Raw genomic sequence first — 20,362 nt, 5'->3', positions numbered from 1 at the left:
TCCGATATTTTTATGCATTGGGAGTCCCGGTCATGCTGAGCGCATTTCAACTGGAAAAAAACCGACTAACCCGGCTGGAAGTCGAAGAGTCACAAACCCTGATTGATGCTGTCTGGATCGATTTGGTTGAGCCGGATGACGACGAGCGCCTGCGCGTACAATCTGAACTGGGTCAGAGCCTGGCAACACGTCCTGAACTGGAAGACATCGAAGCATCCGCCCGTTTCTTTGAAGACGAAGACGGTCTGCACATCCACTCCTTTTTCTTCTTTGAAGATGCGGAAGACCACGCCGGTAACTCCACGGTGGCATTTACCATCCGTGATGGCCGCTTGTTCACCCTGCGTGAACGTGAACTGCCCGCGTTTCGTCTTTATCGTATGCGCGCCCGCAGCCAGGCGATGGTGGATGGCAATGCGTATGAGCTGCTGTTGGATCTGTTTGAAACCAAAATCGAACAGCTGGCGGATGAAATTGAAAACATCTACAGCGACCTGGAAAAACTCAGCCGTGTGATCATGGAAGGGCATCAGGGCGATGAATATGACGAAGCACTCTCCACGCTGGCGGAACTGGAAGATATCGGCTGGAAGGTTCGCCTGTGTCTGATGGATACCCAGCGCGCACTCAACTTCCTGGTACGTAAAGCGCGTTTACCGGGCGGACAACTGGAGCAGGCGCGTGAGATCCTGCGCGATATCGAATCCCTGCTGCCGCATAACGAATCCCTGTTCCAGAAAGTGAACTTCCTGATGCAGGCGGCAATGGGCTTTATCAACATCGAGCAGAACCGCATCATCAAGATCTTCTCGGTGGTTTCCGTGGTGTTCCTGCCGCCGACGCTGGTGGCCTCCAGTTACGGGATGAACTTCGAATTTATGCCGGAGCTGAAGTGGAGTTTTGGGTATCCTGGGGCGATTATCTTTATGCTTCTCGCCGGACTGGCGCCATATCTGTACTTTAAGCGCAAGAACTGGCTTTAACGTTTTGCTGCCGGATGGCGGCTAACGCCTTATCCGGCCTACAGGTTGTGTAGGCCTTAAAGCGAAGCGCCATCAGGTACAATCACATCCCTTTGCGCGTTCTGCGCTGGGTATAAATTGCATCCATCACGAAAATCGCCAGCGCCGCCCAGATAAAGGCGAACGTCACCATTTTATCGGCACCCGGCGTTTCACCGTAAAACACGACCGCCAGAATAAACATCAATGTTGGGCCGATATACTGGAAGAATCCCAGGGTGGAGAGGCGCAGACGCGTTGCCGCGGCGGTAAAACAGAGCAGAGGTATTGTGGCGACAATCCCTGCGGCTACCAGCAACAGGTTCAGCGACATGGGGTTTTTATCCATATGGCTGGTGGCGCTGTCGGCAATGCCAAACAGATAAATCGCGGCGACCGGCAAAAGCCACAGCGTTTCAATCAGCATGCCGGTTTGCGCTTCCACCGCAATCTTTTTACGCACCAGACCGTAAAAGGCGAAACTAAACGCCAGCCCCAGCGCGATAATCGGCAGTGAACCGAACGTCCAGAGTTGCACCAGTACGCCGCAAGCCGCCATCGCGACGGCCAGCCACTGCATTCGACGGAAGCGCTCGCCGAGGAAAATCATCCCCAGCACGATATTCACCAGCGGGTTGATAAAGTAGCCCAGGCTGGCTTCCAGCATGTGGTGGTTATTCACCGCCCAGATAAAGAGCAGCCAGTTTCCACCGATCAGAACCGCCGACAACGCCAACAGGAAGATCTTCTTCGGCGTTTGTAGCAGCGTTTTTAAATACGACCACTGACGACTGACGCTGATCAGCGCCACCATAAAAAAGAATGACCAAATTACGCGGTGCGTCAGGATTTCGTCCGCTGGAACGTAAGAGATCAGCTTGAAGTACGCGGGTGCGATACCCCAAATAAAATAAGCAGCAAGAGCGAGTAATACGCCCTGCCGCGTTTGCTTAGCATCCATCGGGAAAACTCATATCAGAAATAGAACGGCAGTTTACCTTTTTTCACGTACTTACCCCACCATATAAGTGGCGGTCGCGCTGGCGATATAAAGGTGGTCCTCGTTATGTAACTCCACGCGTGCCACGGCGACCTTATTGCCCGCCCGGAGTAAACTGCTGGTGGCGGTAAAACGGTTACCACGGCCTGGACGTAAGTAATCGACGCGTAGATCAATGGTGCCCATGCGTGACATCCGCTGGCGTAGTTCATCTTCACTGATGGTTTCGTGACGGGTCAGGGTACTCCCCACGCAAACCAGCCCGGCAGCAACATCTAATGCAGAGGCAATCACCCCGCCATGCAAAATGCTCTGTGACCAGTTCCCAACCATCATCGGCTGATTACTGAAAGCTAATTGGGCAAACTCCTTTTCATAGCGCTCCAGTTCCAGCCCCAATGCCCGGTTAAACGGCATATGGTAGACAAACATTTCACCCACTAATTTCAGGGCTTCTTCAGCAGTAAGTACAGCAGACATACGATTGGACACTCCATGGTTAATGAAATGTTGATATTATGCTTCTTGTTTGTTGTTTTCTACTTTAGGAGAGGATAACTAAACAGGAATTGAGTAAGTATGTAGAATGCTTGGTAGATAATTATACAAATCATCAATATTTAGTTCAGGAGAAGAATACCGATGCGGGCGATTCTGGGATGGTTATTACCAGCAGCAATGCTGCCGTTGGCCGCGTATGCGCAGGAAGCGACAGTGAAAGACGTTCATGATGCACCGGCGGTGCGAGGCAGTATTATCGCCAACATGCTGCTAGAGCATGACAATCCGTTCACACTGTATCCCTATGATACCAACTATCTGATTTACACCAGTACCAGTGACCTGAACAAAGAGGCTATCAGTAGCTATAACTGGTCGGATAATGCCCGTAAAGATGAAGTGAAGTTTCAACTGAGTCTGGCTTTCCCTCTCTGGCGCGGCATTCTGGGGGCGAATTCGGTGCTGGGGGCGTCCTACACCCAAAAATCCTGGTGGCAACTGTCGAATAGCGAAGAGTCCTCGCCTTTCCGCGAAACGAACTACGAACCGCAGCTATTTCTTGGATTTGCCACCGATTATCAGCTTGCGGGCTGGACCTTGCGCGATGTAGAGATGGGGTATAACCACGATTCTAATGGGCGTTCAGATCCGACATCGCGTAGCTGGAACCGTATTTATACCCGTCTGATGGCTGATAATGGCAACTGGCTGGTGGAAGTGAAGCCGTGGTTTGTTGTGGGCAGTACCGATGATAACCCTGATATCACCAAATACATGGGCTATTACCAGCTTAAAATCGGCTACCACCTCGGTGACGCGGTGTTAAGTGCAAAAGGGCAGTACAACTGGAATACCGGATACGGCGGCGCAGAACTTGGACTCAGCTATCCGATAACGAAGCATGTGCGTCTCTATACCCAGGTTTACAGCGGATATGGCGAATCCCTGATCGACTATAACTTTAATCAGACGCGTGTCGGCGTGGGTGTGATGCTGAACGATATCTTCTGATAAGCAGTTAAACATTGCAGTTTCTCTCTCAGGCGCTGAAAATAGCGCCTGTTTTTATACTGGTGAATGGGGTTAATGTGGCGCAGGCGGAAGTGTTGAATCTGGAGTCGGGAGCTAAACAGGTTTTGCAGGAAACCTTCGGCTACCAACAGTTTCGCCCAGGTCAGGAAGAGATTATCGCCACCGTTATTTCCGGTCGCGACTGTCTGGTTGTGATGCCAACCGGTGGCGGGAAATCCCTGTGCTATCAAATCCCGGCGCTGCTTCTGAACGGGTTAACCGTGGTGGTTTCGCCGCTCATCTCGCTGATGAAAGATCAGGTCGATCAACTGCTAGCCAACGGCGTGGCGGCGGCGTGTCTGAACTCAACCCAGAGCCGTGAACAACAGCTTGAGGTGATGACGGGTTGCCGTACCGGGCAAATCCGTCTGCTGTATATCGCACCTGAACGCCTGATGCTGGATAACTTCCTTGAGCATCTGGCGCACTGGAATCCGGTGTTGCTAGCCGTTGACGAGGCCCACTGTATTTCACAGTGGGGGCACGATTTCCGCCCGGAATACGCCGCACTGGGCCAGCTTCGCCAGCGTTTCCCCGCCCTGCCGTTCGTCGCGTTAACCGCGACAGCCGATGAAACCACGCGGCTGGACATTGTTCGCCTGCTGGGGCTGAACGATCCGTTAATTCAGATCAGTAGTTTTGACCGCCCGAACATTCGCTACATGTTGATGGAGAAGTTTAAGCCGCTCGATCAGCTCATGCGTTACGTTCAGGAACAGCGCGGTAAGTCGGGCATTATTTACTGTAATAGCCGGGCGAAAGTGGAAGACACCGCCGCACGTTTGCAAAGCCGCGGGATCAGCGCGGCGGCGTATCATGCGGGCCTGGAAAACGACGTTCGCGCTGATGTGCAGGAAAAATTCCAGCGTGACGATCTGCAAATCGTCGTGGCGACTGTGGCGTTCGGTATGGGGATTAACAAACCCAACGTGCGCTTCGTGGTGCACTTCGACATTCCGCGAAATATCGAATCCTACTATCAGGAAACTGGCCGTGCCGGACGCGACGGTCTACCAGCAGAAGCGATGCTGTTCTACGATCCGGCGGATATGGCGTGGCTCAGACGCTGCCTGGAAGAAAAACCTGCCGGACAGTTGCAGGATATTGAACGCCACAAACTGAATGCGATGGGGGCGTTTGCTGAGGCGCAAACCTGCCGTCGCCTGGTGTTGCTCAACTATTTTGGCGAAGGGCGTCAGGAAGCGTGCGGCAACTGCGATATCTGTCTCGACCCGCCAAAACAGTACGACGGATTAATGGATGCGCGCAAAGCGCTGTCGACGATTTATCGTGTTAACCAGCGTTTTGGTATGGGCTATGTTGTGGAGGTGCTTCGCGGCGCGAATAACCAGCGCATTCGTGAATTAGGCCATGACAAACTGCCGGTCTATGGCATTGGCCGCGAGCAGAGCCACGAGCATTGGGTGAGCGTCATCCGTCAACTGATTCATCTTGGGCTGGTGACGCAAAACATCGCCCACCACTCGGCGCTCCAGTTAACCGAAGCGGCGCGTCCGGTATTGCGCGGCGATGTGGCTCTTCAGCTTGCCGTGCCGCGTATTGTCGCGTTGAAGCCGCGCGTGATGCAGAAATCCTTCGGCGGTAACTACGATCGCAAGCTGTTCGCTAAATTGCGTAAATTACGCAAAGCGATTGCCGATGAAGAGAATATCCCGCCTTATGTGGTTTTCAACGATGCAACGCTTATCGAAATGGCGGAACAGATGCCGGTGTCGCCGAGTGAAATGCTCAGCGTTAACGGTGTCGGCATGCGAAAACTGGAGCGTTTTGGCAAAGAGTTTATGGCGCTGATCCGCGCGCATGTCGATGGCGACGACGAAGAGTAGTCAGCCAGGAAAAAAAGTGCCAGGATGGTGACTCACTGAACTATTTCCCCGCGAGTCATTTTTTATGTTGATGCTATTCCTCACCGTGGCCATGGTGCACATTGTTGCGCTGATGAGTCCTGGACCAGACTTTTTCTTTGTCTCCCAAACGGCTGTCAGTCGTTCACGTAAAGAAGCGATGATGGGCGTGTTGGGCATTACCTGTGGCGTGATGGTCTGGGCGAGCGTGGCGCTGCTTGGGCTGCATCTGATCATTGAGAAAATGGCCTGGCTGCACACCATTATCATGGTGGGCGGCGGTCTGTACCTGTGCTGGATGGGGTATCAAATGCTCCGTGGCGCGTTAAAAAAGCAGGAAACGACGGCTCCCGCGCCGCAGGTGGAGTTGGCTCAGGGTGGGCGTAGCTTTCTGAAAGGCTTGCTGACCAACCTGGCGAACCCGAAAGCGATTATTTACTTCGGCTCGGTGTTCTCACTGTTTGTCGGTGATAATGTTGGCACGACTGAGCGCTGGGGTATTTTCGCGCTGATTATTGTGGAGACGCTGGCGTGGTTTACGATTGTTGCCAGTCTGTTTGCCCTGCCGAAAATGCGTCGCGGTTATCAGCGTATGGCGAAATGGATCGACGGTTTTGCCGGCGCGTTATTCGCAGGTTTCGGCATTCATCTGATTATTTCTCGCTAAGTGATACGCCGGATAAGCGCTCGCGCTTTCCGGCAACATTTCAGGCATGTCTTGCTGAGGCCAATAGCGCGCCGATCAGCATAAACAACGAACCGAACACTTTGTTCAGCGCCTTCATTTGTTTTGGCCCCTTAATCCACGCCGCGATGCGTTGCGCCAGCGTCGCGTAACCGATCATCACAATTACATCGACCACGATGGTGGTGATGCCGAGGATGACGTACTGCATCAGTTGCGGTTCCTGCGGCAGGATAAATTGCGGAAACAGGGCGGCAAGAAAAACAATGCTCTTTGGGTTGGTCAGATTGACAAAGACGGCGCGTTTGAATAATCGGCCACGTGATTGTGTGTTTGCCATCGTGTTCAGATCGATAGCGCCCGCAGCGCGCCATTGCTGGATGCCCAGCCAGATAAGATAGGCGGCACCCGCCCACTTCAGAACTTCAAAGGCGATGACCGAGCGTGAAAATAGCGTCCCCAGACCGATCCCCACCAGAACGATGTGAATGCCGAGTCCGGTTTGCAGACCCGCAATGGATGCCGCTGCGCCACGATAGCCGTGGTTGATTGAAGTGGTCATGGTATTGATGGCGCCGGAACCTGGTGAAAGACTCAAAATAATGGATGTCAGCAGGTAGGCGAACCACCATTCAAAGGTCATGAGAAACTCCCGGATTGTCTATTTTTATGCCACAATACGCTACTGTTGCTGTGTTGTGTCAGACATGACAAAAAAAACGATTTTACGTGGTTAACGAGGCTGGATACCCGATGTTTCAGCAGCAAAAAGACTGGGAAACAAGAGAAAACGCGTTTGCCGCTTTTTCCATGGGACCACTGACAGATTTCTGGCGTCAGCGGGAGGAAGCGGAGTTTACGGGCGTGGACAATGTTCCGGTACGCTTTGTCCGTTTTCGCGCAGAAAAAAATGATCGTGTGGTCGTGATTTGCCCCGGCCGCATTGAAAGCTATGTAAAGTACGCTGAACTGGCGTATGACCTGTTTCAGACGGGTTTTGACGTGCTCATTATCGACCATCGTGGGCAAGGGCGATCCGGGCGGTTATTGTCGGACACGCACCGTGGACATGTGGTGAGTTTTAATGATTATGTCGATGATTTAACCGACTTTTGGCGGCAAGAAGTTCAACCGGGGCCGTGGCGAAAACGCTACATTCTCGCCCATTCCATGGGCGGTGCGATTGCCACCCTGTTTCTGCAACGTCACCCCGCGCATTGCGATGCCATCGCGCTTTGTGCGCCGATGTTTGGTATTGTGATGCGTCTGCCCTCGTTTATGGTGCGCCATATTCTCGACTGGGCGGAAGGGCATCAACGCATCCGTGAAGGGTACGCGATTGGCACGGGTCGCTGGCGGGCACTGCCGTTTAGCATGAATGCGTTAACCCACAGCCGACAACGCTACCGTCGCAACTTACGTTTTTATGCCGACGAACCGCAACTGCGGGTTGGTGGGCCTACATATCACTGGGTACGTGAAGGTATTCAGGCTGGCGAACAGGTATTGGCAGGGGCGGGCGATGATGCGACGCCTACGCTGCTCATCCAGGCAGAAGAAGAGCGTGTGGTTGATAACCGCATGCATGACCGTTTTTGTGAAATCCGCGCCGCAGCGGGCCATCCTGTAGAAGGAGGTCAGCCGCTTGTCATCAAAGGCGCGTACCACGAGATCCTTTTTGAAAAGGACGCAATGCGCTCAGTCGCGCTCAACGCTATTGTTGAATTTTTCAACAGGCATAATTCATCCAGCGAAAATCGCTTTGCATAGAGGTTTAATTTTCTTATGTATCAGGTTGTTGCGTCTGATTTAGATGGTACGCTACTCTCTCCCGACCACACGTTATCCCCTTACGCTAAAGAGACACTGAAACTGTTGACTGCCTGTGGCGTCAATTTTGTTTTTGCGACCGGGCGTCACCATGTCGACGTAGGGCAAATCCGCGATAACCTTGAGATTCAGTCTTACATGATCACCTCCAACGGGGCGCGCGTGCACGATCCCGAAGGAAATCTGGTGTTTACGCATAATCTGGATCGCGACATTGCCAGCGATCTGTTTGGCGTGGTGAACACGAACCCCGATATCATCACCAACGTTTATCGCAACGACGAATGGTTCATGAATCGCCATCGTCCGGATGAGATGCGTTTTTTCAAAGAGGCGGTTTTCAATTACTCGCTGTTTGAACCTGGTTTACTGGAGCCGGAAGGCATCAGCAAAGTGTTCTTCACCAGCAATTCTCATGAAATACTGCTGCCGCTTGAACAGGCGATAAACGCGCGTTGGGGCGATCGTGTCAACGTGAGTTTCTCGACGCTGACGTGCCTGGAAGTGATGGCCGGAGGCGTTTCGAAGGGGCATGCGCTGGAGGCCGTCGCCAAAGCAATGGGCTACAGCCTGAAGGATTGCATTGCCTTCGGCGATGGCATGAACGACGCCGAGATGCTCTCCATGGCGGGTAAAGGCTGCATTATGGGCAATGCGCACCAGCGCCTGAAAGACCTGCATCCGGGACTGGACGTGATTGGCACCAACGCTGACGACGCTGTGCCGCATTACCTGCGTGAGCTGTTTTTATCCTGATGTAACTGTTCTTTCGTTGACCAGTTGTCAACTGAACTCTCCGCTACAATGGATGCTCCTTGTTCAAAGAGACATCCATTGTGGCGCTACTCATCATTACCACGATCCTGTGGGCCTTTTCGTTTAGCTTAATTGGCGAGTATCTTGCCGGGCATGTCGACAGCTATTTTTCCGTGCTGATGCGTGTGGGGCTGGCGGCGCTGGTATTCCTGCCGTTTCTGCGCACGCGCGGGCAGTCGCCGCGGACCATTGTGCTCTACATGCTGGTCGGCGCAATGCAGTTAGGCATCATGTACCTGCTCAGTTTCCGCGCTTACCTGTACCTGACCGTCTCTGAATTTTTACTGTTTACCGTCCTCACACCGCTTTATATCACGCTGATCTACGATCTGTTGAGTAAGCGCAGACTGCGCTGGGGCTATGTGTTGAGCGCGCTGTTGGCGGTGGTTGGAGCCGCTATCATTCGTTATGACAAAGTCAGCGACCACTTCTGGACCGGTTTGTTGCTGGTACAGCTGGCGAATATCAGTTTTGCCATTGGCATGGTGGGTTACAAGCGATTGATGGAGATCCACCCGATGCCGCAGCACAACGCGTTTGCCTGGTTCTACATGGGGGCATTTCTGGTGGCTGTCGCCGCCTGGTTTATGCTGGGGAATCCTAACAAGCTCCCGACGACCCCATTACAATGGGGCATTCTGGTCTGGTTGGGCGTGGTGGCTTCCGGACTGGGGTACTTTATGTGGAACTACGGGGCGACGCAGGTGGATGCAGGCACGCTGGGCATCATGAATAACGTGCATGTGCCCGCAGGACTGCTGGTCAACCTTGCTATCTGGCAAGAACAGCCCCACTGGCCAAGCTTTATCATTGGGGCGACGGTGATCCTGGCCTCACTGTGGGTACATCGCTATTGGGTCGCTCCGCGCTCCGTACGAACGGCAGATGATCGCAAGCGTGGTTCCGCGCTGAACGAATAAAGGCTTCCGTGACCGCCTGCCGTTGTTCGCCGTCGCGGACGGCGGCATAGAGGCGACTCCACAATCCATCACCCAGGGTTTTGGTCACCACCAGACCCTGGCGTTCAAAACTCTCCACCACCCAGTGCGGTAGGGCGGCAATACCCATTCTGGCCGCGACCATTTGGATCAGCAGTAGCGTGTTATCGACGCTTTTCAGCGACGGGCTGACGCCCGCTGGCTGCAGGAAGTGACGCCACACGTCGAGGCGGCTGCGCTGCACCGGGTAGATCAGCAGCGTTTCGCTGGCAAGATCTTCCGGCGTGATCAGCGTTTTGCTGGCCAGCGGATGATCCGGAGCCAATACCAGACGCACTTCAAAATCAAACATAGGTGAATAGTGCAGTCCACTGCGCGGCAGGATATCGGAGGTCATCACCAGATCCAGCTCGTCCTGCTGTAACGCGGGTTGTGGGTCAAACGTCACGCCGGATTTGAAATCCATCTCCACCTGCGGCCATTTCGCGTGGAAATTTTCCAGCGCCGGGGTCAGCCACTGAATACAGCTATGACATTCAATCGCGATACGTAGCCGGGTCTGTTGCGGTTCGTTGCATGCCTGAAGCGCCCGGCTAATCTGCGGCAGCACCTGGTTCGCCAGCTGCAGGAGAATCTCTCCCTGTGGCGTAAAACGCAGGGGCTGGCTTTTACGCACAAAGAGCCGGAAACCGAGGCGCTGCTCCAGATCGCTGAACTGGTGAGACAGGGCGGATTGGGTCTGATGCAACGTTGCCGCGGCGGCGGCCAGCGAACCACTATTCCGCAACGCCTGTAGCGTTTTCAGGTGTTTAATTTCGATCATGAAAGTCCTTCACTTCGGCATGAACAAATTGCGCTTGAGGAATACACATTACATTTACATTATGGATGTGTAAACATCTGGACGGCTAAATAATAAATTCATAAGAGGCAGCGACATGACAATATTGAATCACACCCTCGGTTTCCCTCGCGTTGGCCTGCGTCGCGAGCTGAAAAAAGCACAAGAAAGCTACTGGGCGGGCAACGCCACTCGTGACGAACTGCTGGCAGTGGGACGTGAGCTGCGTGCCCGTCACTGGGATCAGCAGAAACAAGCCGGTATCGACCTGCTGCCGGTAGGCGATTTCGCTTGGTACGACCATGTTCTGACCACCAGCCTGCTGCTGGGTAACGTTCCGGCTCGTCATCAGAACAACGATGGATCGGTGGATATCGACACCCTGTTCCGCATTGGTCGCGGTCGTGCGCCAACCGGCGAACCGGCGGCAGCGGCGGAAATGACCAAATGGTTTAACACCAACTACCACTACATGGTGCCGGAGTTTGTGAAAGGCCAGCAGTTCAAACTGACCTGGACCCAGATCCTGGATGAAGTGGACGAAGCGCTGGCGTTGGGCCACAAGGTTAAACCCGTGCTGCTGGGTCCAGTCACCTACCTGTGGCTGGGCAAAGTGAAAGGCGAGCAGTTTGATCGCCTGAGCCTGCTCAACGATATTCTGCCGGTGTACCAGCAGGTGCTGGCTAAACTGGCAAAACGCGGCGTTGAGTGGGTACAAATTGATGAGCCAGCGCTGGTGCTGGAGCTACCACAAGAGTGGTTGGACGCCTTCAAACCGGCCTACGATGCGCTCACCGGGCAAGTCAAACTGCTGCTGACCACCTATTTTGAAGGCGTGACGCCGAACCTCGACACCATTACCGCGCTGCCGGTGCAGGGCCTGCACGTTGACCTGATTCATGGGAAAGATGACGTGGCTGAACTGCACAAGCGTCTGCCATCTGACTGGCTGCTCTCTGCCGGGCTGGTGAATGGTCGTAACGTCTGGCGTGCCGATCTCACCGAGAAATACGCGCAAGTTAAAGATATCGTTGGCAAACGTTCCCTGTGGGTGGCCTCGTCGTGCTCCCTGCTGCACAGCCCGATCGATCTCAGCGTGGAAACGCGCCTGGATGCGGAAGTGAAAAGCTGGTTCTCCTTCGCCCTGCAAAAATGCGGTGAGCTGGCGCTGCTGCGCGATGCGTTGAACAGCGGCGATACCGCAAAACTGGCGGAATGGAGCGCCCCGATTCAGGCGCGTCGCCACTCAACCCGCGTACATAATGCGGCAGTGGAAAAACGTCTGGCGGCGATTACCGCCCAGGACAGCCAGCGTACGAATGCCTATGAAGTGCGTGCTGAAGCTCAACGCGCTCGTTTTAAACTGCCATCCTGGCCGACCACCACGATTGGCTCCTTCCCGCAAACCACGGAAATCCGCGGCCTGCGCCTGGACTTCAAAAAGGGCAACCTTGATGCCAACAACTACCGCACCGGCATTGCGGAACACATCAAACAGGCGATTGTTGAGCAGGAACGCTTAGGCCTCGACGTGTTGGTACACGGTGAAGCCGAACGTAACGACATGGTGGAATATTTTGGCGAGCACCTCGACGGGTTCGTCTTTACCCAGAACGGTTGGGTACAGAGCTACGGTTCCCGCTGCGTGAAGCCGCCGGTGGTGATTGGCGACGTCAGCCGTCCGGAAGCGATCACCGTCGAGTGGGCGAAGTACGCCCAGTCTCTGACCGACAAACCGGTGAAAGGCATGCTGACCGGCCCGGTGACCATTCTTTGCTGGTCCTTCCCGCGTGAAGACGTCACCCGTGAAACCATCGCTAAGCAGATTGCGCTGGCGCTGCGTGATGAAGTGGCAGATCTGGAAGCCGCAGGGATTGGCATCATCCAGATCGACGAACCGGCGCTGCGCGAAGGTTTACCGCTACGTCGCAGCGACTGGGCGGCGTATCTGGAGTGGGGCGTGGAAGCCTTCCGTATCAACGCCGCTGTGGCGAAGGATGACACCCAGATCCACACTCACATGTGTTACTGCGAGTTCAATGACATCATGGATTCGATTGCGGCGCTGGACGCTGACGTTATCACCATTGAAACCTCGCGTTCCGACATGGAGCTGCTGGAGTCCTTCGAAGAGTTTGATTACCCGAACGAAATCGGGCCGGGCGTGTATGACATTCACTCGCCGAACGTGCCGAGCGTGGAGTGGATTGAAGCACTGCTGAAGAAAGCCGAGCAGCGGATCCCGGCGGAGCGTCTGTGGGTCAACCCGGACTGCGGCCTCAAAACCCGCGGCTGGCCGGAAACCCGCGCCGCGCTGGCGAACATGGTGCAGGCGGCGCAGAATTTGCGTCAGGCGTAGTACTCAGACCGGGTGGCATAGCCACCCGGTTTTTTGTCATTACGTTTACTTCTTTCCGCCATACTGCGCAAACCACGCCAGCATTCTCTGCCAGCCGTCTTTCGCGGATTCTTCGTGATAGCTCGGACGGTAATCCGCATTAAACGCATGTCCCGCATCCGGGTAGACGACAATCTCCGCTTTGGCGTTGGCGGCACGGAGCGCATGACGCATGGTTTCCACTGAATCAACGGGAATGCTGGGGTCTTGCCCGCCGTATAGTCCCAGAACTGGGGCGTTCAGATCCGTCGTAATATCCACGGGTTGTTTCGGGGAGTTCAGCGTTTTGTCGCCCACCAGTTTGCCGTACCACGCCACCGCAGCCTTTAACTGTGGATTATGCGCAGCATACAGCCAGGTAATACGTCCACCCCAACAGAAACCGGTAATCATCAGACGATGGACATCACCGCCGTTGCGGGAAGCCCAACTGGCGACATGGTCCAGGTCCGCCAGCACTTGCGAATCAGGAACTTTGGCCACCAGGCCGCTCAGTAAGGTGGGAATATCGGCAAAATCGTTGGGATCGCCTTCGCGGAAATAGAGCTCTGGTGCGATAGCCAGAAACCCTTCCAGCGCCAGGCGGCGGCAAACGTCGCGAATATGTTCATGCATGCCAAAAATTTCTTGTACCACGATGACAATCGGCAGCGCGCCCTCACTGTTTTTGGGGCGAGCGTGATATGCCGGCATATCATCTCCCTGAGAGGGAATCGACGTTAGTCCAGCGATGATGGCGTCATCCGTCGTATGAACAATAGTAGAGGCAAGAGGTGAAGCTGCAGGTGCAAAACCCGGTTGTTGTGTCTTCGTCATGGTATTCTCCGTACCCTTAAGAAAATTAGCGCAATGTTAAATATAGACAGCATGCAACAAATCACATTGCCTGAAACGGTCTATCTTTTGTGCAACGGTGAGTGATATCGATAGGTTTGTGTGATGTGGATCGCTATTTTATGGAAATTCAATGCAATTTATTTACATCATGGTGATAGGTGTCACGAAAATGTTTTGAGTCCTTCGGTAGAGTGTCTTTTTGCTGCTTCTGACAAAACCAATTCACAGAGGAGTTGTATATGTCCAAGTCTGATGTTTTTCATCTCGGCCTCACTAAAAACGATTTACAAGGGGCTACGCTTGCCATCGTCCCTGGCGATCCGGAGCGTGTGGAAAAGATCGCTGCGCTGATGGATAAGCCGGTTAAGCTGGCATCCCATCGCGAGTTCACTACGTGGCGTGCTGAACTGGATGGCAAAGCAGTGATTGTTTGCTCTACCGGTATTGGCGGCCCGTCTACCTCTATCGCTGTGGAAGAACTGGCACAGTTGGGCATTCGTACTTTCCTGCGTATCGGCACTACCGGCGCGATTCAACCGCACATTAACGTTGGCGACGTACTGGTCACCACCGCTTCTGTTCGTCTGGATGGTGCGAGCCTGCATTTTGCGCCGATGGAGTTCCCGGCCGTGGCAGATTTTGCCTGTACCACCGCGCTGGTTGAAGCGGCGAAATCCATTGGTGCGACGACGCATATTGGTGTTACGGCGTCTTCTGACACCTTCTATCCAGGCCAGGAACGTTACGATACCTTCTCGGGTCGCGTAGTCCGCAACTTCAAAGGCTCCATGGAAGAGTGGCAGTCAATGGGTGTTATGAACTATGAAATGGAATCCGCAACGCTGCTGACCATGTGTGCAAGCCAGGGTCTGCGTGCCGGTATGGTGGCGGGCGTTATCGTCAACCGCACCCAGCAAGAGATTCCCAATGCAGAAACGATGAAGCAAACGGAAAGCCACGCAGTGAAAATTGTGGTGGAAGCGGCGCGTCGTCTGCTGTAATTCCCTCTTCTCTTGTAAAAGGCCGACGCGTTCGGCCTTTTTATTTTGCGTAGCCCCTCGCAGGAAATTCCTTTTAAACTGGACGTTTATACAGCACAATTCTATTTTGTGCGGGTAAAGTCTGTACCATCAGGCTTACGTCGTTTATGCAGGAGGCGTTGTGGATATCTCAATCATTGTTTATGCGGTTATCGCATTGGTGGGCATTGCGATTGGCTGGTTGATGGCCAGCTACCAGCATGCGCAACAGAAAGCCGAACAATTTGCCGAGCGCGAAGAGCTGGTCGCGGATTTAAGCGCGACAAAACAGCAGCTTGCTCAGAGCGATCACTGGCGCGATGAATGCGAGCTTCTCAACAATGAGTTACGCAGTCTGCGTAGCATTAATACCTCTCTGGAAGCTGACCTGCGTGAAGTCACCACCCGCATGGAAGCAACACAGCAGCATGCAGAAGACAAAATCCGCCAGATGATCAATAGCGAACAGCGTCTGAGCGAGCAGTTTGAAAACCTGGCAAACCGGATATTTGAGCAAAGTAACCGTCGAGTCGATGAGCAAAATCGCCAGAGCCTCAATGGATTGCTGACGCCACTGCGTGAACAGTTAGATGGTTTTCGACGTCAGGTGCAGGACAGCTTTGGTCAGGAAGCGCGGGAGCGTCACACTCTGGCGCACGAAATTCGCAATCTCCAACAGTTGAATGCACAGATGGCGCAGGAAGCGGTCAACCTGACGCGTGCGCTCAAAGGTGACAACAAAACCCAGGGTAACTGGGGAGAAGTGGTGTTGACGCGCGTGCTGGAGGCATCGGGTCTGCGTGAAGGTTATGAATACGAAACGCAGGTGAGCATTGAGAACGATGCCCGTTCCCGGATGCAACCGGATGTGATTGTGCGTCTGCCGCAGGGCAAAGACGTCGTGATTGACGCCAAAATGACGCTGGTTGCTTACGAGCGCTATTTTAACGCACAGGATGATTACACCCGCGAAAGTGCGATGCAGGAACACATTGCTTCGGTACGCAACCATATCCGTTTGCTGGGGCGTAAAGACTATCAACAGTTGCCAGGGCTGCGCTCGCTGGACTATGTCCTGATGTTTATCCCTGTCGAACCTGCTTTTCTGCTGGCGTTGGACAAACAGCCCGAACTGATTACCGAGGCGCTTAAAAATAATATTATGATGGTAAGCCCAACGACCCTGTTGGTGGCGCTACGCACAATCGCCAACTTGTGGCGCTATGAACATCAAAGCCGTAATGCCCAGCAAATTGCCGATCGGGCCAGCAAGCTCTATGACAAAATGCGGCTGTTTGTCGATGATATGTCGTCTATTGGTCAGAGTCTGGATAAGGCGCAGGACAACTATCGGCAGGCGATGAAAAAACTCTCCTCGGGCCGTGGAAACGTCCTGGCCCAGGCGGAGGCTTTTCGCGGGTTGGGAGTGGAAATTAAACGCGAAATCAATCCGGATTTGGTTGAGCAAGCCACGACGCAGGATGAAGAGTACCGTTTACGCTCTGTTCCTGAGCAGGCACAGGACGCCGCTTACCCTGATGATGAGGGTGCAAAGCAGCAATCACGCTAGCCCATTCGGGGTAGTTGAACCCAGTAGAAGGGTAGGGCAAATTGCCCCAATCTGTTACACTTCTCGAACATTTTATTGATGAGCAGGCACTGAGATGGTGGAAGATTCACAAGAAACGACGCACTTTGGCTTTCAGACCGTCGCTAAAGAGCAGAAAGCTGACATGGTGGCCCACGTTTTTCATTCTGTGGCGTCAAAATACGACGTCATGAATGACTTAATGTCATTTGGCATTCATCGTTTGTGGAAGCGCTTCACCATTGATTGTAGCGGCGTTCGACGTGGGCAGACCGTTCTGGATCTGGCGGGCGGTACGGGCGACCTGACCGCGAAGTTTTCACGGATGGTGGGTGAGACAGGTAAAGTCATCCTGGCGGATATTAACGACTCAATGCTCAAAATGGGGCGTGAGAAGCTGCGTAATATCGGCGTCATTGGTAACGTTGAGTACGTACAGGCGAATGCGGAAGCATTGCCATTCCCGGACAATACCTTTGACTGCATTACCATTTCGTTCGGGCTACGTAACGTAACGGATAAAGATAAAGCATTGCGTTCGATGTATCGCGTATTGAAGCCGGGCGGTCGTTTGTTGGTGCTGGAGTTCTCCAAACCCATCATTGAACCGCTGAGCAAAGCCTATGATGCGTATTCATTCCACATCCTGCCGCGAATTGGTTCGATGGTCGCGAGTGATGCGGAAAGTTACCGTTATCTTGCTGAGTCCATCCGTATGCATCCCGATCAGGACACCCTAAAAGTGATGATGCAGGACGCCGGATTTGAAAGCGTCGACTATTACAACCTGACGGCCGGTGTTGTTGCTCTGCATCGTGGTTACAAGTTCTGACAGGAGATCGGGGATGCCTTTTAAACCCTTAGTGACCGCAGGAATCGAAAGTTTGCTCAACACCTTTCTGTACCGTTCGACTGCATTAAAGTCGGCGCGAGCGCGCTTGCAAAGCAAGGTACTGCGTGTAGAGCTGAACGGATTTTCGACGCCATTAATATTGGTGTTCAGTGAACGCCAGGTCGATGTACTGGGGGCATGGGAAGGTGAGGCCGATTGTACGGTGATAACGCATGCCAGCGTATTGCCAAAATTACGCGACCGGCAGCAACTGGCTACGCTTATTCGCAGTGGTGAACTTGAAGTCCAGGGCGATATTCAGGTGGTGCAGAATTTTGTTGCGCTGGCCGATCTGGCTGAGTTAGACCCTGCGGAACTGCTGGCTCCCTACACCGGCGACATCGCTGCGGAAGGGATCAGTAAAGCGTTGCGCGGTGGGGCGAAATTTCTGTGTCACGGGGTTCAACGCCAGCAACGCTATGTCGCTGAAGCGATCACTGAAGAGTGGCGCCTGGCGCCTGGCGCGCTTGAAGTTGCCTGGTTTGCGGAAGAAACTGCCGCCGTGGAGCGTGCAGTCGACGCGCTGGCTAAACGGCTGGAAAAACTGGAGGCCAAATGACGCCAGGTGAAGTACGGCGCCTTTATTTCATCGTTCGCACCTTTTTAAGTTACGGCCTTGATGAACTCATCCCCAAAATGCGTATTACGCTGCCGCTTCGGTTATGGCGTTACACATTGTTCTGGATGCCGAATAAGCACGAAGACAAACCGCTGGGAGAGCGACTAAGACTGGCTTTGCAGGAATTAGGGCCAGTGTGGATCAAGTTTGGTCAAATGCTCTCCACTCGCCGTGATCTTTTCCCTCCTCATATCGCCGATCAGCTTGCGTTACTGCAGGACCGGGTTGCCCCGTTTGATGGAAATCTTGCCAAAGCACAAATTGAGGAAGCGATGGGAGGATTGCCTGTCGATGCCTGGTTTGATGATTTTGATATACAGCCATTGGCCTCTGCGTCGGTTGCTCAGGTGCATACCGCTCGGCTGAAATCGAATGGCAAAGAGGTGGTGATTAAAGTGATCCGCCCGGACATTCTGCCGGTTATCAAAGCGGACATGAAGTTGATCTACCGACTTGCTCGCTGGGTGCCACGCTTATTGCCGGATGGCCGCCGTCTGCGTCCGACCGAAGTGGTGCGCGAGTATGAAAAAACGCTGATTGATGAACTTAATTTGTTGCGTGAATCTGCCAACGCCATCCAACTGCGTCGTAATTTTGAAGGCAGTCCGATGCTTTACATCCCGGAAGTCTATTCCGATTACTGTAGCCAAAATATGATGGTTATGGAGCGGATTTACGGCATTCCTGTCTCGGATGTGGTGACGCTGGAGAAGAACGGTACCAACATGAAGCTTCTGGCTGAACGTGGGGTGCAGGTCTTTTTTACCCAGGTCTTTCGCGACAGTTTTTTCCATGCAGATATGCACCCGGGGAATATTTTTGTTAGCTATGAGCATCCTGAAAATCCCAAATACATTGGTATTGATTGTGGGATCGTCGGCTCGCTAAATAAAGAAGATAAGCGCTACCTGGCAGAGAACTTCATCGCGTTCTTTAATCGTGATTACCGTAAAGTCGCGGAACTGCATGTTGATTCCGGTTGGGTTCCACCAGACACCAATGTCGAAGAGTTTGAGTTTGCCATTCGTACTGTCTGTGAGCCAATCTTTGAAAAACCGCTGGCGGAAATCTCCTTTGGTCATGTGTTGCTGAATCTGTTTAATACTGCGCGCCGGTTTAATATGGAAGTTCAGCCCCAGTTGGTATTGCTGCAGAAGACCTTGCTGTATGTTGAAGGTGTTGGGCGGCAGCTTTATCCGCAACTCGATCTGTGGAAAACCGCCAAGCCATTCCTCGAATCCTGGATTAAAGATCAGGTCGGTATTCCTGCACTGGTGAAGGCATTTAAGGAAAAAGCCCCGTTCTGGGTCGAAAAAATGCCAGAATTACCTGAACTGGTGTATGACAGTTTGCGCCAGGGCAAATATTTACAACACAGTGTTGATAAGATTGCGCGCGAGCTTCAGGCGAATCATGTACGCCAGGGACAATCACGTTATTTACTGGGGATTGGTGCCACCTTATTGTTAAGTGGGACATTCCTGCTCATCAACCGTCCTGAATGGGGGTTGATGCCAGGCTGGTTAATGGCGGGTGGTCTGGTTGCCTGGATTATCGGCTGGCGTAAAACGCGCTGATTTTTTCATCGCTCAAGGCAGGTCGTGTAACGTATAATGCGACCTTAATAATTCATCATCTATCACAGAGGAACATGTATGGGTGGTATCAGTATTTGGCAGTTGTTGATCATTGCCGTCATCGTTGTACTGCTATTTGGCACCAAAAAGCTCGGCTCCATCGGTTCCGATCTCGGCGCGTCAATTAAGGGTTTCAAAAAAGCCATGGGCGATGATGATACGAAGCAGGATAAAACCAGTCAGGACGCTGATTTTACTGCTAAATCTATCGCTGATAAGCAAAGCGAGCCTAAAAAAGAAGACGCCAAGAGCCACGATAAAGAGCAGGTATAATTCGTGTTTGATATCGGTTTTAGCGAACTGCTATTGGTGTTTGTCATTGGCCTCATCGTTCTGGGGCCTCAACGCTTACCTATAGCGGTAAAAACGGTAGCGGGCTGGGTTCGCGCATTGCGATCCCTTGCAACCACAGTTCAGAACGAACTGACCCAGGAGCTTAAGCTCCAGGAGTTTCAGGACAGCCTGAAGAAGGTTGAAAAGGCGAGCCTGGATACCTTGACCCCTGAACTGAAGGCATCAATGGATGAACTTCGTCAGGCTGCGGAGTCAATGAAGCGTTCCTACAGTGCTAACGATCCTGAAAAGTCGAGTGACGAAGTACACACCATCCACAATCCGGTGGTGAAAGGAAACGAAGCGCAGCACGAGGGCGTCACCCCTGCCACCGCTGAAACACAGGCCAGTTCACCGGAACAGAAACCGGAAACGGCTGCTGCAACGCCTGCGCCGACGGAGACCGTTTCCGCAAATGTGACGGACGTAGAAAAGAAATCCGCCGCGCCTGTTCTCGAATCCTCCCCTTCGCCGAGTGATAAACCGTAAAC

General features: G+C 53.2%; 20 protein-coding genes. 15 read left to right on the top strand and 5 right to left on the bottom strand.

The features are described 5' to 3' along the window. Positions 1–32 precede the first annotated feature (32 nt). Entirely contained in the window at positions 33–983 is a 951-nt protein-coding gene (gene corA, locus AC07UY_RS19990; protein WP_192613961.1) for a magnesium/cobalt transporter CorA, read from the top strand. Between the two features lie 82 nt (positions 984–1,065). Here corA and rarD read toward each other — a convergent pair whose 3' ends face one another. Continuing rightward, on the bottom strand, positions 1,066–1,962 hold the full coding sequence (gene rarD, locus AC07UY_RS19985) for an EamA family transporter RarD (protein WP_494701814.1): 897 nt from the start codon (positions 1,960–1,962) through the stop codon (positions 1,066–1,068). Between the two features lie 51 nt (positions 1,963–2,013). Continuing rightward, positions 2,014–2,481, bottom strand: coding sequence for an acyl-CoA thioesterase YigI (gene yigI, locus AC07UY_RS19980; protein ID WP_192613959.1), 468 nt, complete (start codon positions 2,479–2,481; stop codon positions 2,014–2,016). A 162-nt stretch (positions 2,482–2,643) separates the two neighbouring features. On the opposite strand from yigI, the gene pldA reads away from it, so the two are divergent. The 3 genes from pldA to rhtC all read left to right on the top strand — a co-directional run bounded on the left by pldA (position 2,644) and on the right by rhtC (position 6,105). After that, complete coding sequence (pldA, locus tag AC07UY_RS19975; protein WP_203359454.1) at positions 2,644–3,513, top strand: phospholipase A; 870 nt, start codon at positions 2,644–2,646, stop codon at positions 3,511–3,513. Between the two features lie 77 nt (positions 3,514–3,590). Next, the gene (gene recQ, locus AC07UY_RS19970; protein ID WP_494701830.1) at positions 3,591–5,420 is read left to right on the top strand and encodes an ATP-dependent DNA helicase RecQ; all 1,830 of its coding nucleotides are present in this window, start codon (positions 3,591–3,593) and stop codon (positions 5,418–5,420) included. A gap of 64 nt (positions 5,421–5,484) precedes the next feature. Further along, positions 5,485–6,105, top strand: a complete 621-nt coding sequence (rhtC, locus tag AC07UY_RS19965; protein ID WP_203359453.1) for a threonine export protein RhtC — start codon at positions 5,485–5,487, stop codon at positions 6,103–6,105. Between the two features lie 40 nt (positions 6,106–6,145). Here rhtC and rhtB read toward each other — a convergent pair whose 3' ends face one another. Beyond that, positions 6,146–6,766 (bottom strand): homoserine/homoserine lactone efflux protein, encoded by a 621-nt coding sequence (gene rhtB, locus AC07UY_RS19960; RefSeq protein ID WP_494701813.1) that lies wholly within the window; start codon positions 6,764–6,766, stop codon positions 6,146–6,148. Between the two features lie 110 nt (positions 6,767–6,876). Here rhtB and pldB point away from each other — a divergent pair, with 110 nt between their 5' ends. The 3 genes from pldB (at position 6,877) to AC07UY_RS19945 (ending at position 9,689) form a co-directional block, all read left to right on the top strand. Further along, positions 6,877–7,893 carry a lysophospholipase L2 gene (pldB, locus tag AC07UY_RS19955; protein WP_494661386.1) on the top strand — a complete coding sequence of 339 codons (1,017 nt, stop codon included), beginning with the start codon at positions 6,877–6,879 and terminating at the stop codon, positions 7,891–7,893. Between the two features lie 15 nt (positions 7,894–7,908). Further along, positions 7,909–8,709, top strand: coding sequence for a sugar/pyridoxal phosphate phosphatase YigL (yigL, locus tag AC07UY_RS19950; RefSeq protein WP_494661387.1), 801 nt, complete (start codon positions 7,909–7,911; stop codon positions 8,707–8,709). Positions 8,710–8,789: 80 nt separating this feature from the next. Next, positions 8,790–9,689, top strand: coding sequence for a carboxylate/amino acid/amine transporter (locus tag AC07UY_RS19945; RefSeq protein ID WP_276295260.1), 900 nt, complete (start codon positions 8,790–8,792; stop codon positions 9,687–9,689). On the opposite strand, the gene metR is transcribed toward AC07UY_RS19945, so the two are convergent. Next, complete coding sequence (metR, locus tag AC07UY_RS19940) at positions 9,577–10,530, bottom strand: HTH-type transcriptional regulator MetR (RefSeq protein WP_490469147.1); 954 nt, start codon at positions 10,528–10,530, stop codon at positions 9,577–9,579. The two genes, AC07UY_RS19945 and metR, sit on opposite strands and share 113 nt — an antisense overlap. Before the next feature lie 115 nt (positions 10,531–10,645). On the opposite strand from metR, the gene metE reads away from it, so the two are divergent. Next, a complete protein-coding gene (gene metE, locus AC07UY_RS19935; protein ID WP_494701812.1) occupies positions 10,646–12,907 on the top strand; it encodes a 5-methyltetrahydropteroyltriglutamate--homocysteine S-methyltransferase in 2,262 nt (753 codons plus the stop codon). A 45-nt stretch (positions 12,908–12,952) separates the two neighbouring features. Here the strand turns inward: metE and AC07UY_RS19930 are convergent, their stop codons facing one another. After that, on the bottom strand, positions 12,953–13,762 hold the full coding sequence (locus tag AC07UY_RS19930; RefSeq protein ID WP_494661390.1) for a dienelactone hydrolase family protein: 810 nt from the start codon (positions 13,760–13,762) through the stop codon (positions 12,953–12,955). A gap of 260 nt (positions 13,763–14,022) precedes the next feature. Between AC07UY_RS19930 and udp the strand changes: the two genes are divergently transcribed. The 7 genes from udp (at position 14,023) to tatB (ending at position 20,360) form a co-directional block, all read left to right on the top strand. After that, positions 14,023–14,784, top strand: coding sequence for a uridine phosphorylase (udp, locus tag AC07UY_RS19925; RefSeq protein ID WP_192613944.1), 762 nt, complete (start codon positions 14,023–14,025; stop codon positions 14,782–14,784). Between the two features lie 160 nt (positions 14,785–14,944). Then, the gene (rmuC, locus tag AC07UY_RS19920; protein ID WP_494701811.1) at positions 14,945–16,372 is read left to right on the top strand and encodes a DNA recombination protein RmuC; all 1,428 of its coding nucleotides are present in this window, start codon (positions 14,945–14,947) and stop codon (positions 16,370–16,372) included. A gap of 94 nt (positions 16,373–16,466) precedes the next feature. Beyond that, positions 16,467–17,222, top strand: coding sequence for a bifunctional demethylmenaquinone methyltransferase/2-methoxy-6-polyprenyl-1,4-benzoquinol methylase UbiE (ubiE, locus tag AC07UY_RS19915; RefSeq protein ID WP_276293353.1), 756 nt, complete (start codon positions 16,467–16,469; stop codon positions 17,220–17,222). A gap of 13 nt (positions 17,223–17,235) precedes the next feature. Then, the gene (ubiJ, locus tag AC07UY_RS19910) at positions 17,236–17,841 is read left to right on the top strand and encodes a ubiquinone biosynthesis protein UbiJ (protein WP_494661392.1); all 606 of its coding nucleotides are present in this window, start codon (positions 17,236–17,238) and stop codon (positions 17,839–17,841) included. After that, the gene (gene ubiB / locus AC07UY_RS19905; RefSeq protein ID WP_494661393.1) at positions 17,838–19,478 is read left to right on the top strand and encodes a ubiquinone biosynthesis regulatory protein kinase UbiB; all 1,641 of its coding nucleotides are present in this window, start codon (positions 17,838–17,840) and stop codon (positions 19,476–19,478) included. The genes ubiJ and ubiB overlap by 4 nt, the downstream gene beginning before the upstream one ends. Before the next feature lie 78 nt (positions 19,479–19,556). Continuing rightward, positions 19,557–19,811, top strand: coding sequence for a Sec-independent protein translocase subunit TatA (tatA, locus tag AC07UY_RS19900; protein WP_162380358.1), 255 nt, complete (start codon positions 19,557–19,559; stop codon positions 19,809–19,811). Positions 19,812–19,814: 3 nt separating this feature from the next. Further along, complete coding sequence (tatB, locus tag AC07UY_RS19895) at positions 19,815–20,360, top strand: Sec-independent protein translocase protein TatB (protein WP_203359442.1); 546 nt, start codon at positions 19,815–19,817, stop codon at positions 20,358–20,360. The last annotated feature ends 2 nt before the right edge of the window (positions 20,361–20,362 follow it).

The organism is Citrobacter sp. GW821-FHT02E08, assembly GCF_059421685.1.
This window is presented reverse-complemented; position numbering and strand designations above follow the sequence as displayed.